Origin of the sequence: Thermoactinomyces daqus (assembly GCF_000763315.1) — a bacterium.
Lineage (GTDB): Bacteria > Bacillota > Bacilli > Thermoactinomycetales > Thermoactinomycetaceae > Thermoactinomyces_A > Thermoactinomyces_A daqus.
In genome coordinates this window covers 1-17,506 of the sequence record NZ_JPST01000030.1, presented here as the reverse complement: position 1 = coordinate 17,506, position 17,506 = coordinate 1, and the positions used below count along the sequence as shown (strand labels likewise).

21 protein-coding genes and 1 pseudogene are annotated in these 17,506 nt (G+C 49.6%); 19 read left to right on the top strand and 3 right to left on the bottom strand.

Annotated elements, in window-relative coordinates:
- Positions 1-145: 145 nt before the first annotated feature.
- Positions 146-313 carry a hypothetical protein gene (locus JG50_RS20145; RefSeq protein WP_160173874.1) on the bottom strand — a complete coding sequence of 56 codons (168 nt, stop codon included), beginning with the start codon at positions 311-313 and terminating at the stop codon, positions 146-148.
- A gap of 142 nt (positions 314-455) precedes the next feature.
- Here JG50_RS20145 and JG50_RS0112970 point away from each other — a divergent pair, with 142 nt between their 5' ends.
- Positions 456-785 carry a DMT family transporter gene (locus JG50_RS0112970; RefSeq protein WP_033101551.1) on the top strand — a complete coding sequence of 110 codons (330 nt, stop codon included), beginning with the start codon at positions 456-458 and terminating at the stop codon, positions 783-785.
- A 494-nt stretch (positions 786-1,279) separates the two neighbouring features.
- Complete coding sequence (locus tag JG50_RS0112960; RefSeq protein WP_033101549.1) at positions 1,280-2,050, top strand: class I SAM-dependent methyltransferase; 771 nt, start codon at positions 1,280-1,282, stop codon at positions 2,048-2,050.
- Positions 2,051-2,091: 41 nt separating this feature from the next.
- On the opposite strand, the gene trxB is transcribed toward JG50_RS0112960, so the two are convergent.
- A complete protein-coding gene (trxB, locus tag JG50_RS0112955) occupies positions 2,092-3,039 on the bottom strand; it encodes a thioredoxin-disulfide reductase (protein ID WP_033101548.1) in 948 nt (315 codons plus the stop codon).
- A gap of 418 nt (positions 3,040-3,457) precedes the next feature.
- On the opposite strand from trxB, the gene JG50_RS0112950 reads away from it, so the two are divergent.
- The 9 genes and pseudogenes from JG50_RS0112950 to JG50_RS20140 all read left to right on the top strand — a co-directional run bounded on the left by JG50_RS0112950 (position 3,458) and on the right by JG50_RS20140 (position 9,771).
- Positions 3,458-4,198, top strand: coding sequence for a pseudouridine synthase (locus tag JG50_RS0112950; RefSeq protein WP_033101547.1), 741 nt, complete (start codon positions 3,458-3,460; stop codon positions 4,196-4,198).
- Positions 4,199-4,423: 225 nt separating this feature from the next.
- A pseudogene (locus tag JG50_RS18320) lies at positions 4,424-5,721 on the top strand (amino acid permease).
- 237 nt (positions 5,722-5,958) lie between these two features.
- Entirely contained in the window at positions 5,959-6,588 is a 630-nt protein-coding gene (locus JG50_RS0112940) for a TetR/AcrR family transcriptional regulator (RefSeq protein WP_033101546.1), read from the top strand.
- A gap of 22 nt (positions 6,589-6,610) precedes the next feature.
- The gene (locus JG50_RS0112935) at positions 6,611-7,159 is read left to right on the top strand and encodes a hypothetical protein (RefSeq protein ID WP_033101545.1); all 549 of its coding nucleotides are present in this window, start codon (positions 6,611-6,613) and stop codon (positions 7,157-7,159) included.
- Between the two features lie 13 nt (positions 7,160-7,172).
- A complete protein-coding gene (locus JG50_RS0112930; protein WP_033101544.1) occupies positions 7,173-7,679 on the top strand; it encodes a hypothetical protein in 507 nt (168 codons plus the stop codon).
- Positions 7,676-8,143: a hypothetical protein gene (locus JG50_RS0112925; protein WP_033101543.1), complete on the top strand. Its 468-nt coding sequence runs from the start codon at positions 7,676-7,678 to the stop codon at positions 8,141-8,143. Before JG50_RS0112930 ends, JG50_RS0112925 begins: the two co-directional genes overlap by 4 nt.
- Complete coding sequence (locus JG50_RS0112920) at positions 8,113-8,919, top strand: hypothetical protein (RefSeq protein WP_033101542.1); 807 nt, start codon at positions 8,113-8,115, stop codon at positions 8,917-8,919. The genes JG50_RS0112925 and JG50_RS0112920 overlap by 31 nt, the downstream gene beginning before the upstream one ends.
- A gap of 15 nt (positions 8,920-8,934) precedes the next feature.
- Entirely contained in the window at positions 8,935-9,447 is a 513-nt protein-coding gene (locus JG50_RS0112915) for a hypothetical protein (RefSeq protein WP_033101541.1), read from the top strand.
- 156 nt (positions 9,448-9,603) lie between these two features.
- On the top strand, positions 9,604-9,771 hold the full coding sequence (locus tag JG50_RS20140; RefSeq protein ID WP_160173873.1) for a hypothetical protein: 168 nt from the start codon (positions 9,604-9,606) through the stop codon (positions 9,769-9,771).
- Between the two features lie 80 nt (positions 9,772-9,851).
- On the opposite strand, the gene JG50_RS0112910 is transcribed toward JG50_RS20140, so the two are convergent.
- Positions 9,852-10,253: a helix-turn-helix transcriptional regulator gene (locus JG50_RS0112910; protein ID WP_033101540.1), complete on the bottom strand. Its 402-nt coding sequence runs from the start codon at positions 10,251-10,253 to the stop codon at positions 9,852-9,854.
- 234 nt (positions 10,254-10,487) lie between these two features.
- Here JG50_RS0112910 and JG50_RS0112905 point away from each other — a divergent pair, with 234 nt between their 5' ends.
- Genes JG50_RS0112905 through JG50_RS0112875 form a run of 8 tightly spaced genes read left to right on the top strand, consistent with a single transcriptional unit; the run spans position 10,488 to position 17,417 of the window.
- Positions 10,488-11,102, top strand: a complete 615-nt coding sequence (locus tag JG50_RS0112905) for a TetR/AcrR family transcriptional regulator (protein ID WP_160173872.1) — start codon at positions 10,488-10,490, stop codon at positions 11,100-11,102.
- A 41-nt stretch (positions 11,103-11,143) separates the two neighbouring features.
- The gene (locus JG50_RS0112900) at positions 11,144-12,313 is read left to right on the top strand and encodes an acyl-CoA dehydrogenase family protein (RefSeq protein WP_033101538.1); all 1,170 of its coding nucleotides are present in this window, start codon (positions 11,144-11,146) and stop codon (positions 12,311-12,313) included.
- A gap of 42 nt (positions 12,314-12,355) precedes the next feature.
- Positions 12,356-12,715, top strand: a complete 360-nt coding sequence (locus tag JG50_RS0112895) for an SCP2 sterol-binding domain-containing protein (protein WP_033101537.1) — start codon at positions 12,356-12,358, stop codon at positions 12,713-12,715.
- A 40-nt stretch (positions 12,716-12,755) separates the two neighbouring features.
- Positions 12,756-14,489 carry an AMP-dependent synthetase/ligase gene (locus JG50_RS18315; RefSeq protein ID WP_235281681.1) on the top strand — a complete coding sequence of 578 codons (1,734 nt, stop codon included), beginning with the start codon at positions 12,756-12,758 and terminating at the stop codon, positions 14,487-14,489.
- Complete coding sequence (locus JG50_RS20710) at positions 14,486-14,635, top strand: hypothetical protein (RefSeq protein WP_235281680.1); 150 nt, start codon at positions 14,486-14,488, stop codon at positions 14,633-14,635. Before JG50_RS18315 ends, JG50_RS20710 begins: the two co-directional genes overlap by 4 nt.
- Positions 14,632-15,465 carry an SDR family NAD(P)-dependent oxidoreductase gene (locus JG50_RS0112885; RefSeq protein WP_033101536.1) on the top strand — a complete coding sequence of 278 codons (834 nt, stop codon included), beginning with the start codon at positions 14,632-14,634 and terminating at the stop codon, positions 15,463-15,465. Before JG50_RS20710 ends, JG50_RS0112885 begins: the two co-directional genes overlap by 4 nt.
- 15 nt (positions 15,466-15,480) lie before the next feature.
- Positions 15,481-16,635 carry a thiolase family protein gene (locus JG50_RS0112880; RefSeq protein ID WP_033101535.1) on the top strand — a complete coding sequence of 385 codons (1,155 nt, stop codon included), beginning with the start codon at positions 15,481-15,483 and terminating at the stop codon, positions 16,633-16,635.
- Complete coding sequence (locus JG50_RS0112875) at positions 16,635-17,417, top strand: enoyl-CoA hydratase/isomerase family protein (protein WP_033101534.1); 783 nt, start codon at positions 16,635-16,637, stop codon at positions 17,415-17,417. Before JG50_RS0112880 ends, JG50_RS0112875 begins: the two co-directional genes overlap by 1 nt.
- Positions 17,418-17,506 lie beyond the last annotated feature (89 nt).

Below are 17,506 nucleotides of genomic sequence, written 5' to 3'. Positions count from 1 at the left end.
TTACCATCCGATTTTGTTTTTTTTCTCTTTCAATCGCCTTATTCTTGTATTTGACGGGGGAACAAATAGATTAATAGAAACGCTTGGATAGAAAGCCTTATTCTCCGTGTTCCTCTTCAGTTCTTATGAAATAAAACCAAATAGATTAAAAAGAAGAAACCCAGACGATATTCTCGCATAACCCAAATCCGCTGCCAAGCATTCCGTTTAAATTTTTGCTAGCAAGTGTTGACTCACTTTTCGCTTTATTTTCTGTAAAAGTGTGATAACCGACCGGGAAGCAGCATTCTTCCTCGTCTCCAGATTTTTTCATCCCCGGGCTCCGCCGGCAAGACACGAATCTTTTCTTGCAGGCCTTTATTCTAATTGGAATTTATTGTATAATTATAATAAATAATCTTCTTTTTGATCGTATTTGTCGTCACTGGTTTTTCAATTCGTTTTGGGGTGGGATAATGAAACCGTTTATATTACTCATCTCTGCAATCCTTCTTGAAATCATCGCGACAACCGCCCTCAAGGAGTCAAACGGGTTCAGGCGTTTGCTCCCGACACTGATTGTCATAATCGGATATGTTGCCGCAAGTTATCTTTTTACTCTCAGTCTGCGCCACATTCCTTTGGGTGTGGCCTATGCCGTCTGGTCCGGGCTCGGAACCGTCGGAATGATTCTGATCGGTTACTATATCTGGGATGAAAAAATTCAACCTCACCAACTGGCCGGCATTATTTTGATATTGATCGGAAGCGTGATCATCAATATTTCCAGCGAAACAGTCACCTGATCTCCAGAATTCGATTTGTGAAATTTCGTTTTATGGCAATAAAAACATAAAAAGAGCAACCGGCATGCTCCCGCGTAATCTCTCGGGAAGGCGGAAGGGGAACCATTGAACCTCCCTCTTCCGCCTTCATGTTTTGTATTCCATCCTTTCTCCCTTACCACCGCTCAAGAAAAAACATCTGCTCGGAGTTTCAGACTGAATATTAAGAACCCGAAAACCCGTTGATCCCCTGCCAGTGGAAATGTCAGGCGAATGGTCATCCCTTTCACCGGAACGCTGCCCCCCCGGTCTCTCCCCCGTGCGCTTCGATCAAGGGACATCGACATTCCCGCGAATGCTTCTTTGGCCAAAACAGGTGAACAAGCTCCAAAATCCCCCGCTCATCATCCGCCTGTAAAATTACGCTTCACGCATCTTACAACCATCGTTTTGGTATGTTATAATAAAAAAAGAAACAAAGTTTCACTATATGAAACCAGAGAGGAGCATATCGGATGCCGATCAATTTTCACGATCGCGCGAACCGTTTTACGTATGCCAACCGGAACATCGATCCGGCCTGGATCCGCTTTATGGAGCAAGAGATCTCCTGGCATGGAAAACGGGTAGTGGATATCGGTTGCGGCGGAGGAATCTACACCAGCGAATTATTAAATCTCGGCGCCAAAAGTGTTGTCGGCATTGACTTTTCAGAGGCAATGCTGTCAGTGGCGAAATCGGAACATAAGGAAATTGAATTTCGCAATGGAGATGCCTATGCAACCGGATTGCAAGATTGCTCGTTTGATCTTGTCTTTTCACGCGCTTTAATCCATCATCTCCGCGATTTGCCGGCATATTTCCGGGAAGTTTATCGGATTCTCAAACCCGGTGGAATCATCATTACGCAAAACCGCACAGTCGCAGATTGCCATCTTCCGGGAAGTCCCGATCATCTCCGCGGCTATTTTTTCAAAAAATTTCCCCGCTTGCAGCAAATTGAAAAAGACAGGAGACATAACCATGACAAAGTGGTTCAGGCTTTGCTGCAAACCGGTTTTACCGGGATTGTTTCCAAGTCATTATGGGAAACCCGAAAAACCTATGCAACATTTGAGCAGTTTGCCGATGAAATGCGAAACCGTTCAGGCCGGTCGATTTTGCATGAATTGACTGACGGGGAGATAGAGGAACTCATCCGGTATATCGCGGCAAAAGTCGGTACCGAAACCCCTGTCACGGACAGGGATCGCTGGTCAGTCTGGATCGCCGTTCGCCCCGAATAAAAAACAACCCCGGTTGCTCTCCGGGGTTGCCTCATTCTGTATTACAATGTTTTGCTCCAATCCTGTGTCGTGCTTCCTTCGAGGAAACGTTCGCAATCAAGGGCAGCCATACATCCGCTTCCCGCTGCTGTAATTGCTTGACGGTAAACACGATCCTGTACATCCCCGCAAGCGAATACCCCTTCGACACTTGTTCGGGTGGAACCCGGCTGTACCTTGATATAGCCCAATTCATCCATTTCCAATTGTCCGCTTAAAAAGTCGGTGTTCGGCTTATGGCCGATGGCAACAAAAATACCGTCCGTTTCCAGAATCTCTTCCTCGTTGGTTTCATTATTCTTCACTTTAAGGCCGGTTACGCCGTTTTCCCCTCGGATCACTTCAACCGGTGTGCGATTCAGGCACCATTTGATTTTTTCGTTTTCACGTGCACGTTCCTGCATGATTTTCGATGCGCGCAACTCATTGCGACGATGGACAATCGTCACCTCGGTGGCAAACCTCGTCAGGAATGTTGCTTCTTCCATCGCCGAATCCCCGCCGCCTACCACGACGATTTTCTTTCCGCGGAAGAAGAATCCGTCGCATGTGGCACAAGTGCTCACACCCATGCCGATATTCTCTTTTTCTCCCGGGATCCCCAGCAATTTCGCCGAAGCACCTGTGGAAATGATGAGGGCTTCCGTTTCCAGAACCTCGGATTCCCCGATATAAAGCTTAAACGGGCGACCGGACAAATCAACATTTTGTACCCATCCGCGCTTGAATTTGGCCCCGAAACGCTCCGCCTGTTTGCGCATGTTGTCCATCAGTTCCGGTCCCATGATGCCATCCGGGAATCCCGGAAAGTTTTCAACTTCTGTTGTGGTCGTCAACTGTCCGCCAGGCTCCGGACCTTCCACCACCAAAGGTTCCATATTGGCCCGTGCCAGATAAATCGCCGCGGTCAGACCAGCAGGTCCCGTTCCCAATACAATCACTTTCTCCATGTTGACACCTCCATTAAGTTAAGACGATACCGGTCTATGTAAATAAAAAATAACCAGTTCTGTCTTTATATTTTATATACCCAGAATAGAAAACAGACAAGTGGATAAAACTTGAGGGTAATGACGAATTTTATCATTCCCCTTCAAATATGAAATCAAACTTTTTTCCATCCCCTCTCTTCCGCCTTTCTTTTCATCTCCGGGTTTGACTGAAAATACATCGGTGTTTTCTGATCTTATTCGCACCCGCCATTCTGTTCATCCATCAACTCCGCCTGTGGCTTCCCGATCTGAAAACTCCTCGTTTGTGTTGCAAACTAGTTTTTCTTATTGATAAAATCAGGCATTTTCATTATCTTTTTCCCTCTCTTGTGCTATGATGTCATTTGAACTTAACGGAAAGTGAGTGTAACAAAAGATGGGAACACAAAAAAGCCAGCGTTTGGATAAAATATTGGCTCATATGGGCATCGGAACACGCAAAGAGATCAAAAAACTGGTCAGGGCCGGACGGGTTCGCCTCAACGGAATCACTGCAAACGACCCGGGCATCCATGTCTATCCTGACCAGGATGAACTGACTGTGGACGGGATCCCGATTCACTATCGGGAACATATCTATTTAATGATGAATAAGCCGCAGGGAGTCATTTCCGCCACCGAAGACCGCTTCAATGAGGTGATCAGCGATCTGCTCGAGCCCGAACATCGCGTTTTCGATCCTTTCCCGGTCGGCAGGCTGGATAAGGACACAGAAGGGTTAATCCTTTTGACCAATGACGGAAAACTTTCGCACCAGCTTCTGTCTCCGAAGAAACACGTTCCCAAAGTCTACTATGCTTTGGTTGAGGGAGCAGTTACCGAGGCGGATCGCGAAGCATTTGCAAGCGGAATTACGCTTGACGATGGATATGAAACCTTGCCCGGCCAACTCCGCATTCTCAATTCCGGTCCGGTCTCCGAAGTGGAAGTAACCATTTATGAAGGGAAATATCATCAGGTTAAGCGCATGTTTGAAGCTGTAGGCAAACGGGTCAAGTTCCTCAAACGGATTGCAATGGGCCCCTTAAGCCTCGATCCGGATCTGGAACCGGGCGAATACAGGGAATTATCGGATGAAGAAATCGAAATGCTGAAAAAAGCAACTTCATCCCGTTAAATCAGGTGCATTGCGCAATCCATTATTCGATTAATGGCATGTATGCAGTTAAATAAACCGGGAGAGCGGCTTCGTCCCGGCCGCTTGTCCCCTGTTCAAAAGGGGATTTTCTACATCATTTTCATTAATAAGAACATTCTTGAACTTGAAAACGCTATCACCTCTTCAGTAATATAGAGTTGGTTCTTTATTATTGATTTAATGAAAATGCGTCTAGGCGAATAATTGCAAGGGGGTCATCGGCATATTCAATTGATCGCCATCGGAGGAGCGATCGGAGTAGGTTTGTTTTTGGGTTCGGCTCAAGCAATTCAAGCCGCGGGACCTGCCTTGATCCTCTCCTATGTATTGGGAGGAATCATCATTTTTCTCATAATGCGCGCATTGGGAGAGCTTGCTTTGGATCAGCCTGTCACAGGTTCATTCAGCACTTATGCAACGCAATATATCGGGCCTTGGGCCGGTTTTATCACCGGCTGGACCTATTGGTTCATGTGGGTGGTTACCGGTATGGCGGAAATCACGGCCGTGGGTGTTTATGTGCGCTACTGGTTCCCGTCTGTTCCCCAATGGCTGCCGGCTCTGATCGCGCTGATCGCCGTTTACCTCGTCAATCTCATAGCGGTCAAATCGTGACGATCATCGCACTGATCGTCATCGGCCTCGTGATCATCACAACCGGCTGGGGCAACCAGGGGCAAGCGGTCGGATTTTCAAATCTCTGGACCCACGGCGGATTTATGCCGCATGGATTCAGTGGAGTCATGTTTGCCCTCCAGATGGTGATGTTTGCCTTTCTGGGTGTGGAGCTGGTCGGAGTGACGGCCGGTGAAGCCAGCGATCCGGAGAAAACCTTGCCTTCGGCCATCAATAAGATCTTATGGAGAATTCTGATTTTCTATATCGGAGCATTGGTCATCATCATGTCCCTGTATCCGTGGGATCAGCTTGACGGAAAGACAAGCCCGTTCGTCCTCACCTTCGCGAAAATCGGAATTCCCGCAGCTGCCGGGATCATCAACTTTGTCGTGCTGACGGCGGCTTTGTCGTCATGCAACAGCGGCATGTTCAGCACCGGGCGCATGCTCTATACGCTGGCCCATCAAAACCAGGCTCCCGGCACCTTTAAGGAAGTGAGCAAGCGAAAAGTTCCCGCCCGCGGGATTACCGCCTCATTTATCGTTCTGTTGATCGGCGTTTTGCTTAACTATTTCATTCCCAAGCAGGCCTTCACCTACATCACGAGTGTGGCAACGATCGGGGCCCTGTGGGTTTGGGGAGTAATCGTTTATGCGCATCTCAAATACCGGAAAAGCAAACAAACAAAGAACGATTCCTTCAAAATGCCGGGTTATCCCGTCACCAACTGGATTGCCATCCTGTTCCTCGTGATGGTGGCCGTCCTGCTGGCATTTAGTCCGGATACGCGGATTGCTTTGTATGTCGCACCGGTCTGGTTCGGCATTCTGGCCATCAGTTACCAGTTTGTCCGAAAACGGAATAACCGGCTTCAAAATCAATAAATGCATAAGATGATGCGGCTGAAACAAACGGGGTTCTTTCTTTGCCGGCGGCAACGGAAGATCCCGTTTTTTCTTTACCTTGCGTTTTCCGACTATCTTCACATGGATTCATCGAAAGTTAAAATATTCTTCCGCCCAACATTTCGTAATATTATTCTTAATATTATTTATATTATTCATACTTTCCATTATAATTAAAGAGAGTACGTCAGCGTACCAAATGATGGAGGGGTGATTATGCAAGCCATGTTACCGCTCTTCTCTCTTTTGCAAGAGGATTTTCCATTGTCCAATCAGCAATACCGTCTTTTGTCCGCCTCTTTGGCAGCGTTTTCGAAGAGCGGTTACCCGTCCACCTCCGTCAGCATGATCGTGGCAAACGCCCGCACTTCGAAGTCGACCTTTTACAAACATTACAAAAACAAAGAATCCATTTTAATCCATCTGTTCGACTTGCTGTCAACTGCACTCATCCGAAAAGTGGAAGATGTTCTCCGCTCAGTTCCTCCCACTTCCAAACGCACCTTTCAAGCCATCAAAACCTATATCGATACCTGTTTTACTCACCGGGATGCGGCAAAATTGTTAATGGTGGATACTGTGGGATTGGTTCCTTCACTTGAAAAAAAGAGGCAAGCGGTAATTGATCAATTCGCTTCCATCTTCCAAAGGGAGTTATCTTCCCTCACTTGCCATCGGCTGACAAAAGAACAATGGATTCTCTCCCATGCCATGGTGGGAGCGATCAACCAAATCGTGATCCGCTCCCTTTTGGAAGAAGAACTTCCATCCCCGGTCGAACTCGCCGGCGTCCTGGAAAAAATGATGAGCAAACTTCTGCGCGAAAAATCCGAGTTTGACAGTTGAACGTAAAAAAGGCGGTGATCTTGTGAGTCTAAAGCGCAAAGCGGTGACGGCACTCGTCCCGATCTTGTTGGTTGCTGTACCGGGAATTTACATCTTCACCCATCCGGAAAGTTTCACCCCCGGGCAGTTGAAAAAGTTTGACCTGAACGGAATGTTGAAGGAGATCAATGAAAAGACAAAAACACTGGGGCTGCTCAACAAGGATATTTACAACGGACTGCTTCAGCTGGACGAACAATCGGGCAAAACCCAAACAGTCAGTCAGGAGTTGATTGAAGTGAACCAAGGCGTCCGAAAGCAGGGAACCACGCTGGAGGAGATCCGCCGGGTTACCGGCCAACAAGTGACTTTAAGCCAAAACCTGAACCGTTTGAGCAAACAGTTGTCCACACAGATGGAGCTGATCTCCAATTCAGGACAAAAGCAAGTGGATCAAGCGGCAGACTTGAAATCGGTCACCACCTCCACCCGATCCAAATTGGCGGAAGTCCTCAAACAGAACGACCTGTTGGAACAAAAATTAAAACAGGCTGCCGATAAAGCCGAGAAGGTCAACCGTTCTATGCCGTAAAGGAGGGTGAACTTTGAAGTTTCTCAAAATTTTGGCTATTTTGGTGTTAAGCGGTCTTTTAATCAATTCCATCACGATGACCCAGCAAATGAAAAAAATCGAAGCAAGTCTGGAAGACAATCTGGAATCAATTCAAAAACTGAATCAGGTTCAGGCCAGCATCATCCGAAAAAATGAAGAACTGGGACAAATGAGCAACACCCTGAACAAGCTGGATCAAAATCTGGATCAAGTGATCGGCAAGACCGGAGAAACCCTTGCCCTTTTAACCGAAGTCGTCCGGTACAACAGCGGCAGTTTAGCCCTTAATGAACAGATGGAAAAGTCATCAAAAAACGCCGGGACTCAAATTTCCGCCGTCGATTCGTCAATGTCGGCGTTAGCCCCATATCTGTCCGATCTCGATCAACTTTTGAAACAATTGGCGGCCACCGCCAAAAAAGATGAGCAGCATTTGAACGATATCTATCATTCAACAAGAGAACTGAACCAAAAAACGCCGGGGGTGAAATTGCCGTGACCAAAATCGCCTCCAGTTTCTCTGCCATCATTTGCATGCTTCTCATTGTTCTGGTCGGGAATACCTGGCTGCAACTGGCCATTCAGGACAGAATCGCCGCAAAATCGAACCAACTGAAGGAAAAACTGGAACAATCAGCGGCCAAATCAAAGACCATGAATCAACAGCTTGCTCAAATCCGGACGATCAACAAGAAAACAGCGGCGTTAAATCTTAAAATCTCTCAAGTGGAATCCAATACCAACGGGCTGAAGGCGCAACTTGCCCGGTTAGATTACGTGGTTGCCTCGATTGCCAGCCATGTGGCCTCCATCGACCGCAACACGGCAGCGACGACAAAATCGCTGGAAAGCATCCTCAATTCGGTCAATCTTAGTACAAAGGCGCTTCAATCCATGCAAAACAGCAATCGGCGGCTGGGAGGGAAACACCAGTGCAAGGCTGTTGGAAAAACCTCTTGCTGAAATGGCGGCTCTTGCTGGTTGCATTCGGATTGCTCATCTTTATCCTGTTCATTCCCACCTTGGCCTCCTGGAGCGACCGAATCGTTCTGCCGGCTTTATCCAATATGAATATTTTTTCCATCACCAGCCAATTGGTTACTTTGACTGACGATATGATCAGCGAAACAGACAAGTTGAAGGGACAGGTGGAGAAAGCAGGCCAATCACTGTCCGCTCTGGATGATCAAAAGCGCTTGCTGGACGCGCAAATCGCAACCAGCGGATCCATTCAAACAGAATTGGGCAAACAATTGGACGGGAACATCTCCGCCCGTGAGAAAATGGAACAAATTTTGTCCCGTCAGGCCGATACCTATCAAATAACGAGCAATGTCGCTTCCACGGCTTCCGCCATCTCAGGCCAAATGAATTCCACCATCTCCCATCTTCAGGATGTAGCGAACACCACCGGTCAGATCGGTGAAAACAGCAATCAGGTAAATGGCCTGTTGGACCAGCTTCTGGCCGAACTCAGCCAATCGGAGAAAAACTTTCGCTTCCTGGGCCATATCACCAGCTTGCTTGACAGCTTGCAACGGCTCATCGGAATTCATCTTCCATTTCCAAGGGGCACGCAACAGGAACCTCCCACCGGCGGGGAGCCATCACCCGTGAAGAAAATCGTCAATGGTGTCACCGGGCTGCCGAAACAAATCATTTCCGGCACGGAGCGATCGAAACAGGGGCAAACTGAAGAAAAAGACAAGAAAGGTCTCTTGGACTTTTTGTTGCCATAAGGGGGGAAATCACAAGTGAAAATCACCTGGCTCATCGTCAATTTGACCTTGTTCGCCCTCTTCGGATACGGCACGTGGCAGCAGATTGACAATCAGAAGGAAACAAACCGGTTGATGGAAGAGGTGTCCCAAAACATCACCGTCTCTCACCGGCTGACACAGCAAACAAATGAACAGCTAAAACCGTTGGAAGAAAGCGCCTCCACCATCGGTGAGATGAATCATAAACTGGAAACCACCCATCATTTGCTGATCCGGATGAATCAAAGCGTTGCCAGTATCAACAACAGCGAGCAGAAAATCATCTCCGGGCTGGACCAGTTAAACAAAGATACCTCCGAAGTTCTTGAACGGCTCCGGTCAATTTCCTTGGCCAATCAGGAATTGGACCCGCTCACCCAGTCGATGGCCAGCCAGACTGACCAGGAAAACAGAACCATCAACGCCATTGGCAAATTAACAACCACCTCGATCGCTGAATTGCACGAGCTGAATGAAAAGCTGCTGCTACTGAGTCTGCTGCCCTGACATCATGTCGGCACGATCTGGGGGTGAAACTCAGCAAAATGGTGAGGGTCGTGCGGGAGCACCGGGCAACCATCCGAAACGCAAAGAGCGAAGGATGCCCATCGCCCCGTCCTACGGCACTTTCACAGAAAAAGTCATTAGCAGAGGGGTATTTTCATGTTTTTTAGCGTACTCTATCTCCTGGTTCTCCTCTCTATTCTCATTTTTACCGTGCTGGCCATTCGCGCCGTCCTGCTTGATCGGCCCATCCTGCCCTGGCTGTTGGGGCTGGCCGCAGCCACCGGAATTTATCTCCTTGCCGTCGGAGCAAGCATCTTATTTTAAGAATGGAACAACAAAGCAAAACCAACCACCCCGCATCAGGAAGGTGGTTGGTTTTGCACAGATGAAAGAAACAGGATCCATTATCTCCGGTCATATTTCGTCAATCCCATAATCCGGATCTGTTCGTAAATGGCTTCCTCAGTAAATCCTTTTTCCCGCAATTCCTTGATTTTATTTTCCTTACGGCGCAAAATATCTTCCTTTTCCTTTTTATCAAATTCTTCAATCAGGCGTTTTTGCTCTGCTTCGGTCGGCGCAACAAACTCATAAAGCTCGTCCGGCTTTACCCCCAAGAGCAAGGCCATATGAAAAATCGTCTCCGGCCTTGGGATCGCCCCTCCACGAGCCCATAAAGAGACTTGTTGCTTGCGCACTCCCAGCGCCCTCGCCAATGAAGTCTGACTCGGTTTCTTCCCCGCGATCTTCCATCCTTCTTCACGCCTTCTCATCAAAATGCTGTCGATGCGAGGGATTAATTTCATGTATCATCCTCCTACGGATTCGTTAAAGCTAAAATGATGGAATACTCCCTCTATTTTGTATTGTATTCGTTTAATTCTAAAAAAATCAATCTTTTATATGTAGAATACCAGCGCAAAGAAAGCAATTCATTTTAAATAAAATTGACAAAAAATATTGAATTAGCATTCTATTATGTTGTAAAATATAATTGTTCCAGAGTACCAATTGGTACTCATACTGATCTGAATGGAATGATGAACTTGTTATTTTTGCAGGAAATGCCGCTTGAAGCACGGGACAAAATCTTGTTTGCCGCTCTTGAACTGTTCACTTCACAAGGGTACAAAAACACGACGATTCTTGAAGTGGTCGAACTGGCCCGCGTTTCAAAAACGACGTTTTACCAGCATTTTAACAGTAAAGAAGAACTGCTCGTCCACCTCTTTAAACAACTGGCCGAAGAAATCATCGCAGAAATTGCAGACGCGGTAGAGCGGGAAGAAAAAATCACTTATAAAGCGTACGCCGGAATCCGCCGTTATCTCGAAATCTGCATCAGCCAATCCCGGGCCGCCAAATTGCTGCTGGTGGAATCCGTGGGAATCAGCCGGACGGTGGAAAAGGTGCGGCGCGAAGCTCACCAGATCTTTGCCGGGCAGATTTTTCAAACGGTGCAAGGCGTGGTCACGGAATCTCTCTCCAAAGAGGAAATCCGCATCATATCCCAAGCGATGGTCGGAGCGATTAACGAAGTGGTTGTGCAAAACCTGTTTTCCTCCGAAAAGAGCGTGGAAATCGATGCGCTCGCCCGCTTGCTCAATCGGATCGTAGTCGGCTCTTTTGTCAATCTGTCCCTGTTGAAGGCTTAACGCAGAGTACCGATACGTATCAGTATTAAGGAGGGATCGATATGCCGGAAAACCCCCCCTCGACATCAGGATTATGCTTCAGGCTTTCCGACGAACAGGAAGCATTGCGCAAATGGGCCCACGGGTTTGCTGAAAAAGAGATTCGTCCCGTAGCCGCAGAATACGACGAAAAAGAGGAATTTCCGATGGAAGTCCTTAAAAAAGCAGCAAAAGTGGGCCTGACCAGTTATGCCGCCCCGGAGGAATACGGCGGAGGCGGTCTTACCAGCGTCATGGCCGCCTGCCTGATCGGCGAAGAGCTGTTCTGGCGTTGCGCCGGTATCGCCACTTCCCTTTCCGCCGTCGGCCTGGCCGGGTTGCCGATCTACTATATGGGAAATGAAGAGCAAAAACGGAAATGGATCTCCTACCTGTGTGATCCGGATCACCCCCGCCTCGGAGCAATGGCACTGACAGAACCAAACGCCGGATCGGATGTGAAAGCGATTCAGACAAAAGCGGTCCGCGACGGAGATCATTGGGTGATCAACGGGCGCAAATGTTTTATCACCAACGGCGGGATTGCCGATCTCTATATCGTGTTCGCGAAAACCGACCCCGCGGCAGGATTTCAAGGCGTATCTGCATTTATCGTTCCGGGAGACACACCGGGCCTTTCGGGAGGCAAAAAAGAACGCAAAATGGGCATCCGGGCCTCCCATACGGGCGATGTCATTCTGGAAGATGTGCGCGTCCCGCTTGACCACTTGCTCGGCGAGGAAAACATGGCATATTTTGGCGCTCTTAAGATGCTGGAGTACTCCCGCCCGGCTGTTGCCGCAGCTGCGGTCGGCGTTGCCCGCGCCGCCTACGAGTATGCGCTTGATTACGCGAAACAACGTGTGCAATTCGGTCGTCCCATCATCAAAAACCAGGCCATTTCATTCATGCTGGCTGATATGAAAACCAAAATCGACGCAGCGCGCCTGTTAACTTGGAGAGCAGCGGAATTGGCCGATCTGGGAGAGTCATGTGTGGTGGAAGGAAGCATGGCCAAAGCATTTGCGGCAGAGGTTGCAATGGAAGTGACCACCAATGCTGTCCAGATCCTCGGCGGATACGGCTACATGCGGGATCATCCCGTCGAAAAATGGATGCGGGACGCCAAAATTTTATCGATCTACGAAGGGACGACGCAAATCCAAAAAAGAACGATTGCAGCCGGTTTGTAAACGGAAAGCGCTGCATTTTCCAAAAATGAAAGGAGAATCTATATGACAAAAGCGATTTCTGTGGATGAAATTTTCCAATTGGTCGAAAAGGCTTTAAAAGACAATCCCAAGCCCGTGCAGGATCTGAACGTGGTTTACCAGTTTGATCTGTCAGGGGATGATGGCGGAACCTACCAGCTTCATCTGAACAACGGTACAGCCAAAGTCGAAAAAGGAGCTTCAGCCAAGGCTGATTGCATTTTGCAGATGAGCGTCGACAATTTCAAAGAACTGCTGTTGGGAAATCTCAGCGGAACAGCCGCTTTCATGACCGGCAAATTGAAAGTGAAGGGAAATATCGGACTGGCGCTGAAATTGGAAAACATTTTGCGCCAGTATGATCCGAGCCAATACCTATCATAATCCGTCCGGGCCCAACAGTAATTCTTCCGGGGTGATCGCGATGAAACCAAATAATTTGGTGGAAATGCTGTGTCAATCCGTTGAGCGTTACCCGGATAAAGCTGCTTTCTTATGGAAAAAAACCGATTGTTATGAACCAATCACCTACCGCCAGTTTTGGGAGGAAATCCGACTGGTTGCCTCCGGTCTGGCACATCTGGGGATCGGCCGCGATGATAAAGTGGCCATCCTCTCTGAAAACAATCCGAAGTGGGCGGTTTTCGATTTCGCCATTTGCAGTCTGGGAGCGGTTACCGTTCCCATCTACCCCACCCTTCCCGCCGGACAGGTGGGTTGGATTTTGCGCCAAAGCGACTGTAAAGCGATCGCCGTGCAAAATGGAAAACAGCTTGCCAAAGTAACGGAAGCCGGCGCAGACATCCTCGCGATAATCATGCAACCCGATGAAACAGATGAAAAATCGGGGATGAGCCTGACCCTGAAAAAACTGACCAATCTCGGCCGGGAACACCCTCTCCCTGATTGGGAACAGACATGGCGGCAGCTGAAGCGCAGTGATCTCGCCACCATTATCCACACATCGGGAACGACCGGTGAACCGAAAGGCGTCATGCTGACCCACGGAAACTTTTTGTCCAATATCGAAGGCGTTCAATTCTGGTGTTTGGAAGCCCGCGCCGATGACCGCCTGCTTTCCTATCTTCCGCTCTCCCATGTGTTTGAGCGGATGGCCGGACACTTCATGCCATTATCCGTCGGAGCCACGATCGCTTATGCCGAGAGCATCGAGAAAATTCCGGAAAATTTATTGGAAATCAAACCGACAGTCATGACCAGTGTCCCTCTGCTGTTTGAAAAAGTGTATGCCCGCATTCAAAGCCAAATCCTTGCAGGTACCTCCTTAAGGAGAAAGATTGCAAACTGGGCCGTCAACGTTGGCTTAAAACGCTATGACTACTATTCACAGATGCCGCTGGATCAACTGCTCCTTCATCAATGGCCACTCAAACTCCGCTGGCAATGGAACATCGCCGAACGGCTGGTATTTCGGAAAATCAAAGCTGCGTTTGGCGGCCGGCTTCGCGGTCTGATTTCCGGCGGAGCCCCTCTTAATCCCGAAATCGCACGCTTCTTCTGGGCTGTGAATATCCCAGTTCTGGAAGGGTACGGATTGACAGAAACTTCTCCGGTCATTTCCGCCAACCCGATGGCGCGGGTCAAAATTGGCACCGTGGGCAAACCGCTCCCCAATCTCGAAGTCAAAATCGCTGCGGACGGTGAAATTCTGGTCCGCGGACCCAATGTGATGCAAGGGTATTATCAGAATGAAGGAGCCACCGCAGCCCAATTAAGCGGGGAGTGGCTGCACACAGGCGATCTGGGTGAACTTGATGAAGAGGGCTATCTGCGTGTCATCGATCGAAAAAAACGCCTTCTCATTTTAACCACCGGAAAAAATGTGGCTCCGCAACCTGTTGAAAACGCCATCAACCAAAGCCGGTATATCGAACAATCTGTTCTGGTCGGCCACCGGCGCAAATATGTAACCGCTCTTATCGTCCCGGATTTCCAAGTATTATCGGAATGGGCCGGGCAAAATCGCTTACCGGCGGGTCCTGCATCCCGTCTGATCCGGCAACCCCCCGTCAAAAACCTGATCCGGAGCGAGATCAAGCAAGCCATTTCCCCCTTCCCTCCTCATGAACAGCCGAAAAAGCAATCATTCTTTCCCGGGAATGGACCATTGAAGCGGAAGAACTCACCCCCACCTTGAAAGTGCGGGCCAAACGGGTTGAAGAAAAGTATGAAGCGCTGCTCGATCAGCTTTACGGGGATACCGGGGTAAGCGAATGGAACCTGGACAAGGATGAAGCAGCTGTTGCCATCGAAATTCAAAAAAAGGGGGAGGAAAAAAGATGAATTTACCCCTGGCCGGAAAAGTGGCCCTTGTCACAGGGGCTTCCCGCGGCTTGGGCCGGATGGATGCCTTGATGCCGGCCAAAGCCGGTGCCGATGTGATCGTGACCGACATTCTGTTGGAGGAAGACGGCAATCTGGAAGAGACAACGGAGAAAATGGGACCATTGGCGCAGATCATGGCACAATCGAAGCAGATCTACACCCGGTCGACAGCTAAGGAAATTTGTGCGATGGGACGCCGGTCCGCCGCGTTTCGCATGGATGTGACCGACCGGGAAGAAGTCAAATCCGTCATGGCCAAAGTCATCGAACAGTTCGGGCGAATCGATATTTTGGTAAACAATGCGGCAACGGTCGATCATACAGCGCGTCTCGAACATCAAAACGATGCATTTTGGGAGCGGGATCTGCAGATCAATTTGACCGGCACCTATAACTGCTGCAAGGCTGTGTGGCCTTACATGCAGGAACAAAAAGGGGGCCGGATCATCAACATGGCTTCGATCACCGGCATCATGGGGGGCTTTGGGCAATCGAGCTATGCCACGACCAAGGCGGGCATTTTGGGGCTTACGCGGACCCTTGCCCTGGAGGGAGCACGCTATGAGATCACCGTTAACGCGATTGTTCCGGGCATCATCAATACTGAATCGTTTCAAATGACCAAGCCCGACCTCCGTGAACGCATGATTGGGCGAACAGCACTGAAAAGACCCGGTAAGCCGGAAGATATCGCTCACGCTGTCGTATTCCTGGCCTCCGATTATGCGAGCTACATCACGGGGATCGGCCTTCCCGTCACGGGCGGCCTCGATTTATTCACTTTCTGAAAGGGAGGGAAGCCGATGAACGAACAGGATGCGGTTATCATTGATGCCGCCCGGACGCCGATCGGACGCAAGAAAGGTTCCCTCTCCGGAATAAGGCCGGACGAGCTGGCCGCCTTCCTGCTTCAAAAACTGGTTGAACGAAATCAACTCGATCCTGCGGAAATTGAGGATATCAAAATGGGCTGTGTGACACAAACAGGTGAACAAGGGTATAACATCGGGCGGCTGGCCGGCCTGATTGCCGGATTTCCCGTGGAAGTATGCGGAGTGAGCGTCAACCGCATGTGTGCCTCCAGCCTGGAAACATTGGCTCAGGGGGCCCATGCGATTATGGCCGGTATGTCCGATTGCGTCATTGCCGCCGGTGTCGAAAGCATGAACCGGGTTCCGATGGGCAGCGACGGAGGCAGCTTCAGCGACCAACTGTTAAACCGTTTCAACATTGTCCCGCAAGGCATCTCAGCTGAACTGATCGCGGAAAAATGGCAGCTCTCCCGGGAAGAACTCGATCAGTTTTCCCTCAGCAGCCATCAAAAAGCGCTGAAAGCCCAGTCCGAAAACCGTTTTCAAAATGAAATTATTCCGGTAAAGGCACAAACCCCCTCCGGAGAAACCATACAGCTTCAGACTGATGAAACGCCAAGACCGGACACGAATCTTGAAGCCTTGTTATCCCTGCCTCCCTCCTTTCTCCCCGACGGGAAAATCACTGCGGGCAATTCGAGCCAAATCAGTGACGGCGTTGCCGCCGTTTTGCTCGCCTCGCGGAGAAAAGCGGAAGAGCTGGGATTGAAACCCCGGGCAAAAGTCCGAGCCACCGCCATTGCCGGTGTAGACCCGGAAATCATGTTAACCGGCATTATTCCGGCCACACAAAAAGTGCTGAAACGGGCGGGGTTAACCCTGGATGATATTGACCTGTTTGAAGTGAATGAAGCATTTGCTTCCGTGGTTCTGGCCTGGCAGCGCGAATTGGGGGTTCCATCCCATAAAATTAATCCCAACGGCGGTGCAATCGCCCTGGGCCATCCGCTTGGAGCCAGCGGAGCCCGAATCGTCGCAACGTTGCTGAACGAGCTGGAACGGCAGGAAAAACGCTTCGGCCTGATTGCCATGTGCATCGGCTTTGGCATGGCGTCCGCGATCATCATCGAGCGGGAGGGCGAATGATGGGGAACAAAAATTGGCTGGTTCAGATTAAGGATCGCGTCTGCACCCTGAAAATAAACCGTCCCCCGATGAACACCTTAAACCGGGAAACATTAAGGGAATTGGAAGAAATCTTGAACCGGATGGAAACGGATGAATCGGTCGGATGTCTCATCATATCCGGCGCCGGAAACAAGATGTTTTCCGCCGGCGCGGATATTTCCGAGTTCGGTGACATCGGGCATCCGGAAACCGCAGCAGAAACGCTGCGCCGCGCCCATGAGCTGTTTCATCGGATCGAACGGTTCCCCAAACCGGTCATCGCTTGCATCAACGGCAATGCCTTGGGCGGCGGAAATGAATTGCAAATGGCCTGTCATTTGGCCATCGCCGCCGACACGGCCGAACTGGGATTGCCCGAAGTCCGCCTGGGCCTGATCCCGGGCTATGGGGGAACCCAGCGCCTTCCCCGCTTGATCGGACGACGGCGTGCTTTGGAACTCTTGCTGAGCGGACGGAGGATTTCCGCACAAATGGCGGCAGAGTACGGGTTGATCAACCGGGTGGTGCCGGCAGAACGGGTTTACGAGGAAGCTTTCTCTCAGGCCAAACAGTTGGCAGCCGGCCCCCCGATTGCGCTCAAAGCAATCTTGGATTCCACGATTCGCGGAGAGGAAGTATTACTGAAGCAAGGGCTTGAGATCGAAAAGGAAAATATGCTGAAAGTGGCGCAAACGGAAGATGCCATTGAAGGAGTGGCCGCCTTCTTCAGCAAACGCGCTCCTTCCTTCAAAGGACGTTGAGGCGAACGAGATGTTCGCCTGAGGTTGTTGACAAAGAAGGTCAACAGCCTTTTTTGTTGAAAAGGTATAAAAAACATTCAGAAGGAAGG

Excerpts from the sequence above, each read along its gene's own strand:
- JG50_RS20145 (WP_160173874.1), bottom strand. The coding sequence starts at position 313 with ATGAAAAAATCTGGAGACGAGGAAGAATGCTGCTTCCCGGTCGGTTAT.
- JG50_RS0112970 (WP_033101551.1), top strand. The coding sequence starts at position 456 with ATGAAACCGTTTATATTACTCATCTCTGCAATCCTTCTTGAAATCATC.
- JG50_RS0112960 (WP_033101549.1), top strand. The coding sequence starts at position 1,280 with ATGCCGATCAATTTTCACGATCGCGCGAACCGTTTTACGTATGCCAAC.
- trxB (WP_033101548.1), bottom strand. The coding sequence starts at position 3,039 with ATGGAGAAAGTGATTGTATTGGGAACGGGACCTGCTGGTCTGACCGCG.
- JG50_RS0112950 (WP_033101547.1), top strand. The coding sequence starts at position 3,458 with ATGGGAACACAAAAAAGCCAGCGTTTGGATAAAATATTGGCTCATATG.
- JG50_RS0112940 (WP_033101546.1), top strand. The coding sequence starts at position 5,959 with ATGCAAGCCATGTTACCGCTCTTCTCTCTTTTGCAAGAGGATTTTCCA.
- JG50_RS20140 (WP_160173873.1), top strand. The coding sequence starts at position 9,604 with ATGTTTTTTAGCGTACTCTATCTCCTGGTTCTCCTCTCTATTCTCATT.
- JG50_RS0112910 (WP_033101540.1), bottom strand. The coding sequence starts at position 10,253 with ATGAAATTAATCCCTCGCATCGACAGCATTTTGATGAGAAGGCGTGAA.
- JG50_RS0112905 (WP_160173872.1), top strand. The coding sequence starts at position 10,488 with ATGAACTTGTTATTTTTGCAGGAAATGCCGCTTGAAGCACGGGACAAA.
- JG50_RS0112900 (WP_033101538.1), top strand. The coding sequence starts at position 11,144 with ATGCCGGAAAACCCCCCCTCGACATCAGGATTATGCTTCAGGCTTTCC.
- JG50_RS0112895 (WP_033101537.1), top strand. The coding sequence starts at position 12,356 with ATGACAAAAGCGATTTCTGTGGATGAAATTTTCCAATTGGTCGAAAAG.
- JG50_RS18315 (WP_235281681.1), top strand. The coding sequence starts at position 12,756 with ATGAAACCAAATAATTTGGTGGAAATGCTGTGTCAATCCGTTGAGCGT.
- JG50_RS0112885 (WP_033101536.1), top strand. The coding sequence starts at position 14,632 with ATGAATTTACCCCTGGCCGGAAAAGTGGCCCTTGTCACAGGGGCTTCC.
- JG50_RS0112880 (WP_033101535.1), top strand. The coding sequence starts at position 15,481 with ATGAACGAACAGGATGCGGTTATCATTGATGCCGCCCGGACGCCGATC.
- JG50_RS0112875 (WP_033101534.1), top strand. The coding sequence starts at position 16,635 with ATGGGGAACAAAAATTGGCTGGTTCAGATTAAGGATCGCGTCTGCACC.